We start from the raw sequence: 15,203 nt of genomic DNA on the forward strand, positions 1-15,203 counted from the left end.
GGGGGGGGGGGGGGGGGGGGGGGGGGGGGGGGGGGGGGGGGGGGGGGGGGGGGGAAACCCCCCCCCCCCCCCCCCCCCCCCCCCCCCCACCCCCCCCCCCCCCCCACCACCCCCCCCCCCCCCCCCCCCCCCCCCCCCTCCCCGGACGCCTGCCCCTCGCGTGTCCCGGGGTCAGCCCAGCTTGCCGCGTCCGCTCAGCGCGTCGCGGACCCGGTCGACCATTCCGGCGCCGGGTGCCAGCAGCTTGTTCGCCGGGGGCTTGTCCGGGGCGGCGGGGTGCGGCCGGGTCGGGGCCGTCTTCTTCGCCTGCCGGACCTTGTCGCCGAGCTGGTCGAGCTTCTCCGGGGAGCAGGAGGCGCGCAGCAGCGGGAAGAGGTTCTGCTCCTCGTCGGCGATGTGCTCGCGGATCTCGCTCATCAGATTGCCGATGAGCCGGTCGAACTCGGCGTCGCCCGCGTCGCACCCCTCCAGGTCCTTCATGGTCCGCTCGGCCGTGGCGTGGTCCTCGAGCTCACGGTCGGCGAGGGCGTCCCCGTTCTCCACGTGCTCCCGTACGGCCGGGTAGAGGTACGCCTCCTCGGCCACCGAGTGCCGGACCAGCTCGATGGTGGCCTGGTCGGCGTACACCTTGCGGTCCTTGTGGCCGGGCGGCAGTTCCTCGATCTTGCCGAAGAGCTCCTCGACCTCCCGGTGATCGGTCACCAGTTCGTCGATGACATTGCCTCCGTGTCCCATGTCCTCCACCTCCGGTTCGCGGCGGCACCCGGCCGGGGCCGCCCGCCCTCGGGTCCCCCCGCCTCCGGTGGGCTAACGCGGTGGGTGCGTCAGCAGGAGAGCCTGGCCCGGATCCGCCCGGCCGCCGCGCCGGGGGCGGCTCCGGCCCGGACGGAGCGGCGGACGAGGTGGGCGTCGCGTCGCAGATCGTGGGCGGCGTGCCGGCTCCGCCACAGCAGCGAGGGCGCGGCGCCGGTGTCGTCGGCGGCGATCAGCAGGCCGCCGAGCATGGACAGGTTCTTGAGGAAGTGGATGCGCTGCTGGGCGCGCTGACCGGGGTCCTCCTCCTCCCAGAAGCGGTGCGCGGCCAGCGTCGTGGGCACCAGGGTGACGGCGATCGCGAGCGCGGCCGGGCGCGACATCCGCCCGGTGGCCAGCAGCAGCCCGCCCACGACCTGGACGGCGCCGCTGAGCCGTACGCAGTCCTCGGTGCTGTCCGGCAGCACCGGCACCCGGTCCGTGACGGCACGGACGACGGACTCGGCGATCGGGGCCACGTTCTCGGGGTGGCGGACGGAATCCAGCCCGCCCGTGACGAACATCGACGCCAGCATCGGACGGCCGAGGACGCGCAAGAGACTCATGTCCTACTCCTGGGGGTGTGGGTGGTGGGGATTCGGCGGGTTCCCCCGCGGGCGGGGGCCATTCGACGCGCCGTCACCAGAAACGGGTGGTGAGCGCGGGCTGGTGGACGGCCTGGACGGCGTCCCGCAGGCACAGGGCGACCGCGATGGTGGCGCGCAGCGCAGAGGGCCGTACGGTCTGGGCGGTCTCCGTGGCCAGCACCAGCAGGCAGCCCGCGGCCTGTTCCACCACGGACACCGGGAGGGTGTAGTCGCTGTCGGCGGCCGCGCGGAACGCCTTCAGCGGGATTCCGGCTCCGTCGACCGTCCGCCTCGCGGCCTGCTCCAGATGCTCCGCGGCCTGTTCGCACAGGGAGGCGGGGAGGGTGAGGGTGCGCTGGAACGATGAACTCGTCATGCTCCCAGTGGTCCCCCGGCACGGTTTCCTTCGATCGGCGGGCGCGGGTATTTCACCGTCCCGCGTGACCGGCCGACGGCGAACGCGGGCGCGGGCGGGGCTCGTACCCTGGGCACGACTTCGTACCCGCCCCCGACCCGCCCGCCTCCCCGAGGAGTCCCGCCGATGACCGAGGGTTCCGCCCCGACCGCACGGCCCGGTGACGGGGACGCCGCCGCCGTGGCGGCCCGGTTCACCGGGCGGGCGGTCACCGGCGTCCGCACCCTGTCCGGCTCGCTCGCCGAGGTCTCGCTCGACGACGGCCGGGTGGTGGTCGTCAAGAGCTCCGACGGCGCGGACGCCGCACGTGCCGAGGCGGCGGGGCTGCGCTGGCTGGCCGCGTCCGGGACGGTGCGGATCCCGGCGGTGCACGGTCACGACGCGCGCCGGCTGGTCGTCGACCGGGTGGCGCCGGGCCGGCCCGGACGGGAGGTGGCGGCCCGGTTCGGCCGGGAGCTGGCCGCGCTGCACGCCGCCGGCGCGCCCGCCTTCGGGGCGCCGCCGCCCGGGGGCCCGGTGGAGGCGTTCATCGGGTCCGCCCCGATGCGCAACGTGACCGGAGACGACTGGCCCTCCTGGTACGCCGCGCACCGCGTCCTGCCGTATCTGCGGCGGGCGGTCGACGACGGCACACTGCGTCCCGGTGAGGCGGCCGTTGTCGAGCGGGTCTGCGAGCGGCTGCCGGAACTCGCCGGTCCGGCCGAGCCGCCCGCACGGCTGCACGGCGACCTGTGGAACGGCAATGTGCTGTGGGGCGCCGACGGGCATGTCCGGCTGATCGACCCGGCCGCGCACGGCGGGCACCGGGAGACCGATCTGGCGATGCTCGCCCTGTTCGGCTGCCCCCACCGGGACGCGGTGCTGGACGGCTACCAGGAGGTGGCGCCGCTGGCCGGCGGGTGGGAGACACGCGTCGGCGTGCACCAGCTGTTCCCGCTGCTGGTGCACGCCGTACTGTTCGGCCGCGGCTACGCCGAGCAGGCGCTCGCGGTGGCGCGGGCGGCCGGGTGACTCACCGGGTCACCACGTGCCGCGTGTCGGGGACGCAGTGGGTCATGGTGAGCCCCGCCACGTCGCGCGGCGGGTTGTCGCCGAGGTTCGCCAGCCGCTTGCGGTCCTCGTCCGTGAGGTTCTGGTCGGGCAGGGGGTCGAGATGGGCGACGTCCTCCGGTGTGATGCCCAGGCCCTCGCCGACCCTGCGGCCGAGGTCGTTCTCCACCAGCAGGAAGTGCCACACCATGCGCTCCTGGACCGCCCGGTCGCACTGGGAGATCAGGTCGATGAAGTTCTTCACCAGGTCGTCGCGTTCCCAGTCCTCCAGCAGCAGATAGCGCTGGCCCGCCTGGAGGTAGTCGTTGGTGCGGGGGATGCGCTTGCGGGTGAGCCGCCCCCGGATCTCCGGGCCCTGTTCGTCGTGCGTCGGGTAGTGGGCCTCGCGCAGACCGCCGGTGATCGACGGCTCGTAGTTCACCAGCGGGTTCCCGCCGCCGCCGTCGATGTGGTACGTCATCTGGCCGTCGCGCTGGTTGGTGCGCACCTCGGCGTGCTTGGCCTGGTTGACGGGCAGCTGGAGGTAGTTGGGGCCGACCCGGTAGCGCTGGGTGTCGCTGTAGGAGAAGGTCCGTCCGACGAGCATCTTGTCGTCGGAGAAGTCCAGCCCGTCGACGAGGACGCCGGTGCCGAAGGAGATCTGCTCGTTCTCCGCGAAGAAGTTCTCCGGCATCCGGTCCAGCACCATGTGGCCCACCGGTTTCGGCGGGAAGTCCTGCTCGGGCCAGGTCTTGGTGTCGTCCAGCGGGTCGAAGTCCAGCTCCGGGTGTTCGTGGTCGTCCATCATCTGGACCAGCAGCTCCCACTCCGGGTACTCGCCACGCCGCACCGCGTCGTAGAGGTCCTTGGTGGCGTGGCCGAGCCCGTCGGCCTGGACGTTGGCCGCGTCCTCCTCGGTCATGCTGCGCACGCCCAGCTTGGGCATCCAGTGGTACTTGACGAGCTTCGTGTCGCCCTCGGCGTTGACCCACTTGTACGTGTTCACACCGAAGCCCTGCATATGGCGGTAGTCCGCCGGGATGCCGCGCGGGCTGAACAGGTTGACCAGCATGTGCATGGACTCGGGCGTCTGCGACATGAAGTCGAAGATGCGGCGCGGCTGCTGCTCGAAGGTGACCGGGTCGGGCTTGAGGGCGTGGATGACGTCCGGGAACTTGATGGCGTCCCGGATGAAGAAGACGCCCAGGTTGTTGCCGACGAGGTCCCAGTTGCCGTCCTCGGTGTAGAACTTCACCGCGAAGCCGCGCGGGTCGCGGGCGGCTTCGGAGGAGTCGCGTCCGCCGATGACGGTGGAGAAGCGGACGGCCAGGTCGGTGCGTTTGCCCTGCTCCTGGAAGAGCTTGGCCCGGGTGTAGCGGGAGATGGGCTCGTCGCCCCACTTCCCGTACGCCACGAAGAAGCCGTACGCGGTGACGCCGCGGGCGTGCACGACCCGCTCGGGGATGCGTTCCCGGTCGAAGTGGCTGATCTTCTCCAGGAACTGGTAGTTCTCCAGCGTGGCCGGGCCGCGAGCGCCGACGGTGCGCTGGTTCTGGTTGTCGTAGACCGGATGGCCCTGCCGGTTGGTGAGTACCTCGCGGTCGTCGCCGGTGGCGGGGGTCCGGCTGGGAACGTCCGTCATGTTCGTGGGCTCCTTGCGCTGCTCGACCCCCCGCGGTGGCGCGTACGAGGGCCATGCTGCCGCCCATGACCCGGCTCGGCGACCCGGAGCGTCCGGTCGGGCCGCGGGCCGGGTGAGTGACCGCCGTCGGTCACCGACCGATGGCGCGGCGGCCGGGAACGGCGGAGGCCCGGCCGCCGTGGTCGTGCACGGGAGCCGGGCCTCGCGGGGCGGCGCGTCTCAGCCGCCGTCGAGGCGTGCGCGCAGCAGCCCCTTGCCCAGTTCGGCACCCTTGCGGCTGTCCGCCTGGGCCTTGCGGAACAGATCGGCGACCTCGGTGTCCTTGGCGCGTTCGGCGTCCTGGATGTAGCCCTCCAGGCGCAGCGCGTTGCTCAGGCACGCCTCGACGTACCAGATCAGGTTGTAGTCCTTGTCCTGCGTGCCGGTGACGCCGCCGGTCTCCGTGTCGCTGGTCATCCGGGCCTCCTCCTCGCGGTGCTCGTTACGGGCCCGTCCGCCCCGGTACGCGATGCCGGGGCCGGGCCTCCACAGCGGCGGTCGGGTACCCGTCCGCGCGGGAGACACACAGCGACGCGAGAGCGGGGACGCGACCGGTCCCCCGTTCCGGTCGTGCCCCCGCCGCGGTCCGAAACTATGCGGCCCGGGGCGGACCTGTGTACCGCACCGATGCCCGCTGCGGCGGCCGGAGGGCTCATCCGTGCACAACTGAGTCCGAAAGGCCCGATTCACTCACCGGTGAGCACCGGCTGTTCCAGGTCACCCGCCGCGAGATGGGCCAGGACCACCTCGTACAGGTCGGTCCCGGTGGCCAGCAGCTGGCGTTCGAGGACCGGCTCGGCGCTGCGCACGTGCTCGCGCACGGTCTGGGCGTGCACGCCCAGGATCTGCGCGGTCCGTTCGGCGTTGCCGCCGGCGGCGATCCAGGTGCGCAGGGTGCGGCGCACGTTGCGGGTGTCCCGGTCGAGCCGGCCCAGCAGTTCCCGCGCCCAGGCGCCGAGGGCGGGTCCGGCGAGCAGGTCGGCGAGGCCCGGGGAGTGCGCGCCGGGGCCGGGGGCCGCCCGCCCGTCCAGCAGGTTGATCTGGGTGTGCAGCGCGAGATGGACCACGGCGCGGGCGGTGACGTCGTCGAAGTCGACGCCGAGCATGGTCTCGACGCGTTCCATGCGGGCCCGCACGGTGTTGCGGCTGACGCCGAGGATCTTGGCGGTGTTGACGGCGGTGAACTCCAGGCCGAGACGGGTGGTGGCGAGGAGTTCGGCGCGGGTGTGGTGCGGCAGCACGTCGAGCGGTCGCAGCACCCGGGCCGCCCAGCCGCGCAGCACGGCGGGGTCCATCAGCCGCTCGGGGTGGGTGCGTTCGGCGTACACGGCCGTCTTGTCGGCCCGGAAGCGGGCCACCGCCAGGGCGCTGACGGCCTGCCCGTAGGCGGTGGCCGTACGGGCGAGGCTCTGCCACACGCTGCCGCCGAGGAAGGTGTCCGGATGCCGTTCGACCAGCGACCGCAGTTCACCGGCGGTCGCCTCACGGGGGCTGACGACGATCACATGGCCGTCCATCGCCGGGCAGCGCACAACCAGTGCCTCCTCCCGCGTGGTGTCCAGGCACTCCGCGGCGAGCCGGTCACGCAGGGCGGGCGCGGACTCGACGACGTACACGCAGGCCGTGTCCGCGTCCAGCAGGCCCGGCCAGAGTCCCGCGGCCACCCGGCGGGCGGCGACGGTGTCCTCCACCATCAGCAGTTGCAGGATCGCCAGCCGCAGATCGGCGGTGGCCCGCCGGAGCCGGTGTCCTGCGGCGGTGGTCTCGCGGGCGGTCAGCAGGAGTTCCACCACCTGGGCGGTGTGCGTGACGACGTCGGAGGCGTCCCGGTCGAAGGGCGCCTCCCGGGAGACGGCCAGTACACAGGTCCGCGCGGGGTGCCCGATCTTCACCAGGCGCACATGGCGCCCCTCCCCCTCCCAGGCGGCGGAGGCGATCCGGCCGCCGGTGAGGTCGGCGACGAGGGACTCGTCCAGCGGCAGCCGGGTCCCGGCGAGCAGCGTGCCGACGGCGTCCCGGAGGGACACCTCGGCGTGCACGGTGGCGGCCAGCCAGTCGACGACCCTGCGGACGTCACGCCCCGCCGGACGCAGATGCTCCAGCAGCTCCTGCGCCCACGTCGGCTGCTCCCCGGCCGCCGCCGGCGTCCGCCGGATTCCGTCGTTACGGCCTGCCACCTCGGCCTTCCCCTCTTTCTGCGCGTCCCCGGCCCAGGTTCGGGACGTTACCCCACCCGTGCGCGCGGCTCATCCCGGCGCGGCATAAGCTCGGTGAATGGCGAAGTACTTCGACGTGCACCCCGACAACCCCCAGCCGCGCACCATCTCCCAGGTCGCCGAGAGCATCCGCTCCGACGCCCTGATCGCGTACCCGACGGACTCCTGCTACGCGCTCGGCTGCCGTCTGGGCAGCCGGGACGGCATCGACCGGATCCGCACCATCCGCAAGCTGGACGACCGGCACCACTTCACGCTGATGTGCCGGGACTTCGCGCAGCTCGGCCAGTTCGTACGGATCGACAACGACGTGTTCCGCGCGGTGAAGGCGTCGACTCCGGGCAGCTACACCTTCATCCTGCCCGCGACGAAGGAGGTGCCGCGCATGCTGATGCACCCCAAGAAGAAGACGGTCGGCGTGCGCATCCCGGACCACGTGGTCACCCAGGCCCTGCTGGAGGAGCTGGGCGAGCCCCTGCTGTCCAGCACTCTGCTGCTGCCCGGCGAGGACGAGCCGATGACCCAGGGCTGGGAGATCAAGGACCGGCTCGACCACCAGGTGGACGCGGTGCTGGATTCCGGGGACTGCGGCACCGAGCCGACCACGGTGATCGACTTCTCGGGCGGTGAGGCGGAGATCGTCCGCAGGGGCGCCGGCGACGTCACCCGCTTCGAATAGGGAACGCCCGCCCTCGGCGGCGTCCTCCCTCAACACCCGTCCGTACGACGGCGGTTCGCCGGAGAATTCACCGGCACCCGCCCATCGTCCGCCCATGGCACCGTTGTTACGGTGCACCGGTGTCCGACTCCTCACGCGATACCCCCGAGGGCGCCGGCTGGGGCACCGCTGAACGCGGTGCGTACCGGCGGCTGATGCCCCCCGAGGTCGAGAAGATCTCCTGGCTCGACCCGAGAATGCTGTGGGCCGCCCGCAACGGCGTGCTGGCCTCCTGGTTGGGCGATCCCACGGGACGGACCCGGTCCCGCTGGGTGGCTCAGCGGGCGGCGGCCGGCGCACCCGCCGACAAGGTCGTGCGCCGCGACGACCCGGACCGGTTCTCGTTCCTGGTGATCGGCGACACGGGCGAGGGCGGCGAGCCCCAGTACGCCGTGGTGCCGGGGCTGTTGAAGGAGGGCCGGGACACCGCCTTCGCGGTGCTCGCCAGCGATGTGATCTACCCGGTGGGCAGTGCCGACGACTACGGCGCCAAGTTCTTCCGCCCGTACCGGGACTACCAGGCCCCGATATACGCGATACCGGGCAACCACGACTGGTACGAGGACCTGGGCGCGTTCATGCGGGTCTTCTGCGACGACGCCCCGCCGCTGCCGCCCGGTCCCGCGCCCCGGCCCCTCGGCCGGGCCTGGCTGCGCTCCCTGCTGTGGCACCGGCCGCGGGCCGGGGACGGCAGCCGCCTCGACGAGGCACGGAAGCTGCGGTCCGCGCCCGCCCAGCAGGCGGTGCAGCCGGGGCCGTACTGGGCGATCGACGCCGGGCCGGTGCGGATCGTCGGCATCGACACGGGACTGCTGGGGACGGTCGACGCGGAACAGGGCGCGTGGCTGCGCGAGGTCTCCCGGGGACCGCGCCCGAAGATACTGGTCACGGGCTCGCCCCTGTACGTGGACGGAAAGCACCACCCGTGCGCCATCGAGGGCGGCGGCACCGTGGACGACATGGTCCGCGACCCCGAACACCACTACGTGGCCGCGATAGGCGGCGACATCCACAACTACCAGCGCTATCCGGTACGGCTGGACGACGGACGCACCCTTCAGTACGTGGTGGCGGGCGGCGGTGGGGCCTTCACGCACGCCACCCACACCATCCCGCGGGTGGACGTCGCCGGTGTCACCGAGCGGGACTTCCGCTGCTATCCGCTGCGCGGCGACTCCCTCGCCTTCTACAGCGGACTCTACGGGCGCCGGCTGCGGCTGCGCCGCTTCTTCACCCTCACCGAGGCCGAGGCGATGGCCGTGATCGCCGAACGCCTCGGCATCGGCCCCACCCGTGTCCCGGGCGCGCCGCCCCGGGTCACCTTCCGGATGCGGCTGGTCGCGGGGCTGCTCGGCACCGGGCGCCGGCCCGACCGGGCCAAGCGGTTCCGGCTGCCGGTGCGCAAGATCCACACGTCGGTGTTCTCACCGGGTTCGGCCACCTACAGCCCGCCGTTCTTCAAGTGCTTCCTGCGTCTCGACGTGACCCCGGAGTCGATCCGGCTGCGCTGCCACGCGGCGACCGGGCTGCGCGCGCAGGAGGAGGCCCCACCGGTCGAGGACGAGGTGACCATCCCCCTGAAGTGAGTGCGATCCGGTCCGGTTGATCATTGGCCCCCTCGTCCCCGACGCTGGGAGGACGACACCCTCAACGGGAAGGCACCCTGGTGAGCAGCATCCCGAGCCACACGCTCAACGACGGCACGACGATCCCCGCCCTGGGCCTGGGCACCTGGCCGATGGACGACGCCGAGGCGGAGCGCGCGGTGGCCACGGCCCTGGAGGCGGGCTACCGCCTCGTCGACACGGCGACCAACTACCGCAACGAGACCGGTGTCGGCCGAGCCGTGGCCCGCGCCGGCGTCCCCCGCGAGGAGATCGTCGTGACGACGAAGCTCCCCGGCCGGCACCACGGGTACGAGGAGACCCTCGCCTCCTTCGAGGAGTCCCGCGCCCGGCTCGGCCTGGAGTACGTCGACCTCTATCTGATCCACTGGCCGCTCCCCCGCGTCGACAAGTACGTCGACTCCTGGAAGGCCATGATCAAGCTGCGTGAGGACGGTCTGGTCCGGTCGATCGGCGTCTCCAACTTCACCCCCGCCCACATCGAGCGGCTGGAGAAGGAGACCGGGGTGCTGCCCTCGGTCAACCAGATCGAACTGCACCCCTTCTTCCCGCAGGAGGAGCTGCGCGCCTACCACGAGGACAAGGGCGTGCTCACCGAGAGCTGGAGCCCGCTGGGCCGCGGCTCGACGCTCCTGGACGACCTGGCCGTGGCCGCCGTCGCCGAGGCGCACGGGGTCACCCCGGCCCAGGCGGTGCTGCGCTGGCACATCCAGCTGGGCGCGCTCCCCGTCCCCAAGTCGTCCGACCCGGCGCGGCAGCGCGCCAACCTCGACGTCTTCGGCTTCGAACTGGACGACGCCCAGATGCGGACCGTCGCCGACCGCGCCCACCGGCGGATCGGCGGGGATCCGGAGGTGCACGAGGAGTTCTGACCGGGTACCCGGGCCCGCGCGTGCGGGGGTGACGTACGGGAAGGAGCGGCACGGTGGGCGAACGCGACCGGCTGCGGGACTACCACGGCAAGCGGGACTTCCAGCGGACCCGGGAGCCCTGGGGCAGCGGGGCGGAGGCGGGCCCGGAGCCCCGCTTCGTGGTGCAGATCCACGACGCGCGCAGGATGCACTTCGACTTCCGGCTCCAGGTCGGCGACGTGCTGAAGTCCTGGTCGGTCCCGAAGGGCCCGTCGGCCGATCCGCGGGACAAGCGGCTCGCCGTGCCCACGGAGGACCATCCGCTGGAGTACGAGGAGTTCGAGGGCGTGATCCCGCGCGGCGAGTACGGCGGCGGCACGGTGATCGTCTGGGACCGCGGCACCTACGAGCCGCTCAGCCACGACCGCCGGGGCCGTCCCGTCGGCTTCGAGGAGTCGCTGGAGCGCGGACACGCCACGTTCCGGCTGCACGGCTCGAAGCTGCGGGGCGAGTACGCCCTCACCCGCTTCCGCGACGGCGACGGCGAGGAGGCGTGGCTGCTGGTCCGGGCGGCCAAGGGAGGGGCCGGCGGCCGGGGCGCCCCCGATCCGCGGCGGGCCCGGTCGGCACGGTCCGGGCGCACCCTCGCCCAGGTCGCCGCGGAGGACGACGGCGGCTGAACGGCGGACGGCGGATCAGGTCCCCGGGAGCGGCTGTTCCGCCCAGATCGTCTTTCCGCCGTCCGTCTGGCGGCTGCCCCAGCGCTGGGTGAGCTGGGCCACCAGCAGCAGTCCCCGGCCGCCCTCGTCGTAGGCGTGGGCGCGGCGCAGATGCGGCGAGGTGGAGCTGGCGTCGGCGACCTCGCAGATCAGGGTGCGGTCGCGGATCAGCCGCAGCTGGACCGGGGGAACGCCGTACCGGATGGCGTTGGTGACCAGCTCGCTGACGACGAGTTCGGTGACGAAGGAGATCTCGTCCAGCCCCCACGCGGTCAGCCGCTCGCCGGCCCACTGCCGGGCGGCGGCCACCTCCTCGGGGTCCGCCGGCACCTCCTTGGTGACGACCTGGTCGGCGCCGAGGGCCCGGGTGCGGGCCAGCAGCAGGGCCACGTCGTCGCCGGGCTCCTGGGGCAGTACGTCCTTCAGCACACCGTCGCACAGGGACTCCAGCGACTCGGTGGGCACCGCCAGGGCACGGCACAGCTCGTCGGTGGCGCGGTCGATGTCGCGGTCGCGGTCCTCGAGCAGACCGTCGGTGTACAGGGCGACGACGGAGCCCTCGGGCAGTTGGAGCTCCGTCGCCTCGAACGGCAGCCCGCCGACTCCCAGGGGCGGGCCCGCGTTCACGGGGAGGAGCCGGCACGTCCCGTCGGGCAGGACGAGGGCGGGCGCGGGATGCCCGGCGGCGGCCACGGTGAGACGGCGGGAGACCGGGTCGTAGACGGCGTACAGGCAGGTCGCGCCGAGCTCGGCGACGTCGTCGCGGTCGCCGGCGGCGAGATGGGTGACCAGGTCGTCGAGGTGGGTGAGGAGTTCGTCGGGCGGGAGGTCCACGTCGGCGAGGGTGCGCACGGCCGTGCACAGCCGGCCCATGGTGGCCGTGGAGGGGATGCCGTGGCCGACCACGTCACCCACGACGAGGGCGACCCGGCTGCCGGCCAGCGGGATGACGTCGAACCAGTCGCCGCCGATGCCGGCCGCCGACCCGGAGGGCAGATAGCGGTGGGCGACCTCGACGGCGGCCTGGCCGGGCAGTCCCTTCGGCAGCAGGCTGTGCTGGAGCGTCAGCGCGGTGCTGCGTTCGCGGGCGAAGCGGCGGGCGTTGTCGACACAGACGGCGGCGCGGCTGGCGAGTTCCTCGGCGAGGGCGGCGTCGTCGTCGGCGTATCCCTCCGGGTGGACGTTGCGGACGGCGACCGCGACGCCGAGCGTGGTGCCGCGGGCGCGCAGCGGCACGGCCAGCAGGGAGTGGATGCGGGCGGCCGGGGTGGGTACGCCGCGTTCGGAGGTCCACCGGTCGAAGCCCGCCTCGCCGGCGCGGGCGAGTACCGCCCTGCCCTCCCGCAGCGCCCGGGCCGGCGGGGAGTAGGGCGGGTAGACGTCCGCCTGGCCGATGTGCACGGCCGCCTCGGGGGAGCCCTCGGCGGCGGAGCCGTGCGCCACCCGGCGCAGCACCACTCCGGTGCCGGGCCGGACCGGGGGTTCGTCGGAGCCGAGGACCCAGTCGAGCAGGTCGACGGCGGCGAAGTCGGCGACCGCCGGCACCAGCAGTTCGACGAGTTCCTCGGCGGTGCGTACGACGTCCAGGGTGGTGCCGATGGCGGCGGCGGCCTCGTTGAGCAGCGCCAGCCGCCGCCGGGCCCGGTGCTGCTCGGTGTTGTCGAACGCGGCGAGCGCGCCGCCGACGACCTCGCCGGAGGTGTCGCGGACGGGCCACATCTCGATGTTCCAGGCGTGTGCCCGGGTGTCGGAGGGCGCATGGGTGAAGCTCTGGTAGTGCACGGGCTCGCCCGCCTCGGTGACCCGGCGCAGATGCCGCTGGAAACCGCGCGTGTGCTCGGCCTTCTCCACACTGTCCAGGTAGCGCTCCCCGATCATGTCCCGCTCGGGCCTGCCCATCATCCGGCAGGCGACGTCGTTGAGCCGCAGGTAGCGCTGCTCGGTGTCGAAGACGGACATCGCCATGGACGCCTGCTGGAAGGCCCGCTCGGCCAGGGAGGTCTCCGCCGCGCCGGGCGGCTCGGCGGTGATCAGGCACCCGTCCGGCGTGCCCTTCGCCCCCTGGAGGGGCCGGACCGTCAGCCGGACCGGGACGGGGTGGCCGTCGCGGTGGCGCAGTGCGACCGGGCCCGACCGCAGGGGGGTGCGGGACGGCGCGTCCTCCGCGAGCAGCGCCCGTACGGACCGGCCCACGGCCTCCTCGGCCGGGTGTCCCGTCAGCCGCCGGGCGCCCTCGCTCCAACCTGTGACGATGCCGCGGGCATCGACGATCACCGCGGCGGAGGCGTCCTCCATTCGTCCAGCATCAACCCTTCACCGGCCTGTATCAAATGCGCTGGTACGTCCGGGCGTCCTCACGCTCGGTGACCGCGGAGCGCGGCCAGTGCCCGGTCGGCGTGCACGTTCATCCGCAGTTCGCTGCGCACGACCTCCAGGACGGTGCGGTCCCGGCCGATGACGAAGGTGGCCCGTTTCGTCGGTGCCAGGGCGATCCCCCGCTTCACGCCGAACCGCTCGCGGACCTCGCCGTGGGCGTCGGACAGCAGGGGCATGCCGAGGGAGTACCGGCCGGCGAACTCGGCCTGTCGTTCGACGTCGTCCGAGCTGATGCCCACCGGCCGCGCGCCGGCCTCGGCGAACTCGGCGGCGAGGTCGCGGAAGTGGCATGCCTGCGCGGTGCAGCCGGGGGTCAGCGCCGCGGGGTAGAAGAACAGCACCACCGGCCCGTCGGCGAGCAGCTCCGAGAGCCGGCGGACGGTGCCCGTCTCGTCGGGGAGCGCGAAGTCCTCGACCGTGTCGCCCTTCTCCACCCGTCCGCTCACGACCGGCCCTCCGCGCCCTTGGCGACGCCGCGCGCCCACAGCACCAGCGGAACTTGCAGCGGCAGCCGGCCGAGGGCCGCGGCCCGCTGCGGGGCGGGGCGGTGCCGCCAGTCGACGGCCATCTTCACGTTGGCGGGGAACACACCGACGAAGAAGGCCGCCGCGCCGAGCGCGGCGACCCTGCGGGTGCGGGGCAGGGCCACCCCGGCGGCCAGCGCGAGCTCGACGGCACCGCTCGCGTGGGTCCAGGTCCGGGGCGAGCCGGGCAGGGAGCGCGGAACGATGTGGTCGAACTGGCGCGGGGCGGCGAAGTGCGCGGTGCCGGCGACGGCCAGCAGACCGGCAAGCAACAGGGACGAGCGTTCGGACCGAAACACGGTTCCTCCTCTGACGACCTGCCGCGCGATATTACCGGACAGTAGCCCCCGCCCTCCGCCCTCCGCCCATCCGCGGGCAGTCGTGCCGCAGGGCGGCACGGGTGGGCGGTGGGGGTACCTCCCGCTCGAGCGAAGCCGAGAGTGGGGGAGGCACCCCGCAAGCGCCGGGCAGCGCGACACCCCCCACCCGGCCTCAAGCGGGCCGCGCGGCCGACTCCCCCGCCCGTTCGGGGGAAACGGCGACAACGGAAGCGTGCCGGTGCGCGACGGCGTCCACACCTCACCCGTGACCCTGCCGCTGATCCCTCCCATGCTCGCCACGTCCGGATCCCTGCCGCCCCCGGCGGCGGACGCCCGCTGGGCCTACGAGACCAAGCAGGACGGCCAGCGGGCGGTGGTCTACCTCCCCGGGGACGGCACGATCGTCCTGCGCGCCCGCTCCGGGCAGGAGATCACGGGCGCGTACCCCGAGCTCGGACCGCTGGCCACCGCCCTCGGCACCAGGCCCGCGGTCCTGGACGGCGAGGTGCTGGCCCTCGACGAACACGGCCGGGCGAGCTTCCAGTTGCTCCAGTCCCGCATGGGTCTGGCGCACGCCCCCGGCAGGGCGGCCCGGCGCGCCGCGGCGGTCCCCGTGCACCTGGTGCTGTTCGACGTGATGCACCTGGACGGCCGGTCGCTGGTCCGGCTGCCCTACACCGGGCGCCGCGAGGCGCTGCTCGGCCTCGCCCTCGACGGGCCGGCCTGGTCCACCCCGGCGGCGATCGTCGGCCACGGCCGCGAGGCGCTGCGGGCCACCCTGGAGCACGGCCTCGAGGGGCTGGTCTGCAAGCGGCTGGACTCGGTGTACGAACCGGGGGTGCGCTCCCGCTCCTGGATCAAGATCCGCAACATGCGCAGCGAGGACGTCCTGGTCGGCGGCTGGCTGCCCGGCAAGGGGCGGCTGTCCGGCCTGCCGGGAGCCGTACTGATGGGGCAGCGCGCGGCGGGGCGGCTGCGGTACGTCGGCGGCGTGGGCACCGGCTGGAGCGAGGCAGAACGGACGGAGCTGGCGGAGCTGCTGCGGACGGTGGCCACCGCCGTGTGCCCCTTCGACCCCGTACCGGCCGTGCCCGGCGCGCACTGGGTGGTGCCCCGGCTGGTCGGCGAGGTCCGCTACAGCACCCGCACCCGGGAGGGGATGCTGCGCCAGCCGTCCTGGCTGCGGCTGCGGCCGGACCTCGCGCCCGAGGACGCGGCGGCCGACATTCCGGACGACCTGGTGTGATCCGCGGCCCGGCGCCGTGAGTGTTGGGCCGCGCTTCACCGGCGGTACGCCTGCGTCCTCTTGGCATGTATACGTCCAGCCTGGATGCTGAACTCCCCAGCCCC

Annotated in this window: 15 protein-coding genes; 6 read left to right on the forward strand and 9 right to left on the reverse strand. The window is 73.6% G+C overall.

Features of this window, described 5'->3' with window-relative positions; all coding sequences use genetic code 11:
- Window positions 1–171 precede the first annotated feature (171 nt).
- The 3 genes from ACZ470_RS27535 to ACZ470_RS27545 all read right to left on the reverse strand — a co-directional run bounded on the left by ACZ470_RS27535 (window position 172) and on the right by ACZ470_RS27545 (window position 1,755).
- The gene (locus ACZ470_RS27535) at window positions 172–735 is read right to left on the reverse strand and encodes a hemerythrin domain-containing protein (RefSeq protein ID WP_468431457.1); all 564 of its coding nucleotides are present in this window, start codon (window positions 733–735) and stop codon (window positions 172–174) included.
- 89 nt (window positions 736–824) lie between these two features.
- A complete protein-coding gene (locus tag ACZ470_RS27540) occupies window positions 825–1,358 on the reverse strand; it encodes a DoxX family protein (protein WP_468431459.1) in 534 nt (177 codons plus the stop codon).
- A 73-nt stretch (window positions 1,359–1,431) separates the two neighbouring features.
- Window positions 1,432–1,755, reverse strand: coding sequence for a hypothetical protein (locus ACZ470_RS27545; RefSeq protein ID WP_468431460.1), 324 nt, complete (start codon window positions 1,753–1,755; stop codon window positions 1,432–1,434).
- Between the two features lie 165 nt (window positions 1,756–1,920).
- Here ACZ470_RS27545 and ACZ470_RS27550 point away from each other — a divergent pair, with 165 nt between their 5' ends.
- The gene (locus ACZ470_RS27550; RefSeq protein ID WP_468431461.1) at window positions 1,921–2,805 is read left to right on the forward strand and encodes a fructosamine kinase family protein; all 885 of its coding nucleotides are present in this window, start codon (window positions 1,921–1,923) and stop codon (window positions 2,803–2,805) included.
- Between the two features lies 1 nt (window position 2,806).
- On the opposite strand, the gene ACZ470_RS27555 is transcribed toward ACZ470_RS27550, so the two are convergent.
- From ACZ470_RS27555 to ACZ470_RS27565, 3 genes are all read right to left on the reverse strand, one after another.
- Window positions 2,807–4,465 (reverse strand): catalase, encoded by a 1,659-nt coding sequence (locus ACZ470_RS27555; protein ID WP_468431462.1) that lies wholly within the window; start codon window positions 4,463–4,465, stop codon window positions 2,807–2,809.
- 219 nt (window positions 4,466–4,684) lie between these two features.
- Window positions 4,685–4,921: a hypothetical protein gene (locus ACZ470_RS27560; protein WP_468431463.1), complete on the reverse strand. Its 237-nt coding sequence runs from the start codon at window positions 4,919–4,921 to the stop codon at window positions 4,685–4,687.
- 269 nt (window positions 4,922–5,190) lie between these two features.
- Window positions 5,191–6,681: a helix-turn-helix domain-containing protein gene (locus ACZ470_RS27565; RefSeq protein WP_468431465.1), complete on the reverse strand. Its 1,491-nt coding sequence runs from the start codon at window positions 6,679–6,681 to the stop codon at window positions 5,191–5,193.
- Between the two features lie 97 nt (window positions 6,682–6,778).
- Here ACZ470_RS27565 and ACZ470_RS27570 point away from each other — a divergent pair, with 97 nt between their 5' ends.
- From ACZ470_RS27570 to ACZ470_RS27585, 4 genes are all read left to right on the forward strand, one after another.
- Window positions 6,779–7,399 (forward strand): L-threonylcarbamoyladenylate synthase, encoded by a 621-nt coding sequence (locus tag ACZ470_RS27570; protein ID WP_468431466.1) that lies wholly within the window; start codon window positions 6,779–6,781, stop codon window positions 7,397–7,399.
- 119 nt (window positions 7,400–7,518) lie between these two features.
- Window positions 7,519–9,024 (forward strand): metallophosphoesterase family protein, encoded by a 1,506-nt coding sequence (locus ACZ470_RS27575; RefSeq protein WP_468431468.1) that lies wholly within the window; start codon window positions 7,519–7,521, stop codon window positions 9,022–9,024.
- An 80-nt stretch (window positions 9,025–9,104) separates the two neighbouring features.
- Window positions 9,105–9,935 carry an aldo/keto reductase gene (locus ACZ470_RS27580; protein WP_468431470.1) on the forward strand — a complete coding sequence of 277 codons (831 nt, stop codon included), beginning with the start codon at window positions 9,105–9,107 and terminating at the stop codon, window positions 9,933–9,935.
- 53 nt (window positions 9,936–9,988) lie between these two features.
- Window positions 9,989–10,594, forward strand: coding sequence for a DNA polymerase ligase N-terminal domain-containing protein (locus ACZ470_RS27585; RefSeq protein WP_468431472.1), 606 nt, complete (start codon window positions 9,989–9,991; stop codon window positions 10,592–10,594).
- Window positions 10,595–10,609: 15 nt separating this feature from the next.
- Here the strand turns inward: ACZ470_RS27585 and ACZ470_RS27590 are convergent, their stop codons facing one another.
- Genes ACZ470_RS27590 through ACZ470_RS27600 form a run of 3 tightly spaced genes read right to left on the reverse strand, consistent with a single transcriptional unit; the run spans window position 10,610 to window position 13,832 of the window.
- Entirely contained in the window at window positions 10,610–12,928 is a 2,319-nt protein-coding gene (locus ACZ470_RS27590; RefSeq protein WP_468431474.1) for a SpoIIE family protein phosphatase, read from the reverse strand.
- A 59-nt stretch (window positions 12,929–12,987) separates the two neighbouring features.
- Entirely contained in the window at window positions 12,988–13,455 is a 468-nt protein-coding gene (locus ACZ470_RS27595; RefSeq protein ID WP_468431476.1) for a peroxiredoxin, read from the reverse strand.
- On the reverse strand, window positions 13,452–13,832 hold the full coding sequence (locus tag ACZ470_RS27600; RefSeq protein WP_468431477.1) for a DoxX family protein: 381 nt from the start codon (window positions 13,830–13,832) through the stop codon (window positions 13,452–13,454). Before ACZ470_RS27600 ends, ACZ470_RS27595 begins: the two co-directional genes overlap by 4 nt.
- 286 nt (window positions 13,833–14,118) lie before the next feature.
- Between ACZ470_RS27600 and ligD the strand changes: the two genes are divergently transcribed.
- Window positions 14,119–15,099 (forward strand): non-homologous end-joining DNA ligase, encoded by a 981-nt coding sequence (gene ligD, locus ACZ470_RS27605; RefSeq protein WP_468431784.1) that lies wholly within the window; start codon window positions 14,119–14,121, stop codon window positions 15,097–15,099.
- The last annotated feature ends 104 nt before the right edge of the window (window positions 15,100–15,203 follow it).

The sequence above is a fragment of the Streptomyces sp. NPDC031111 genome (genome assembly GCF_055570675.1).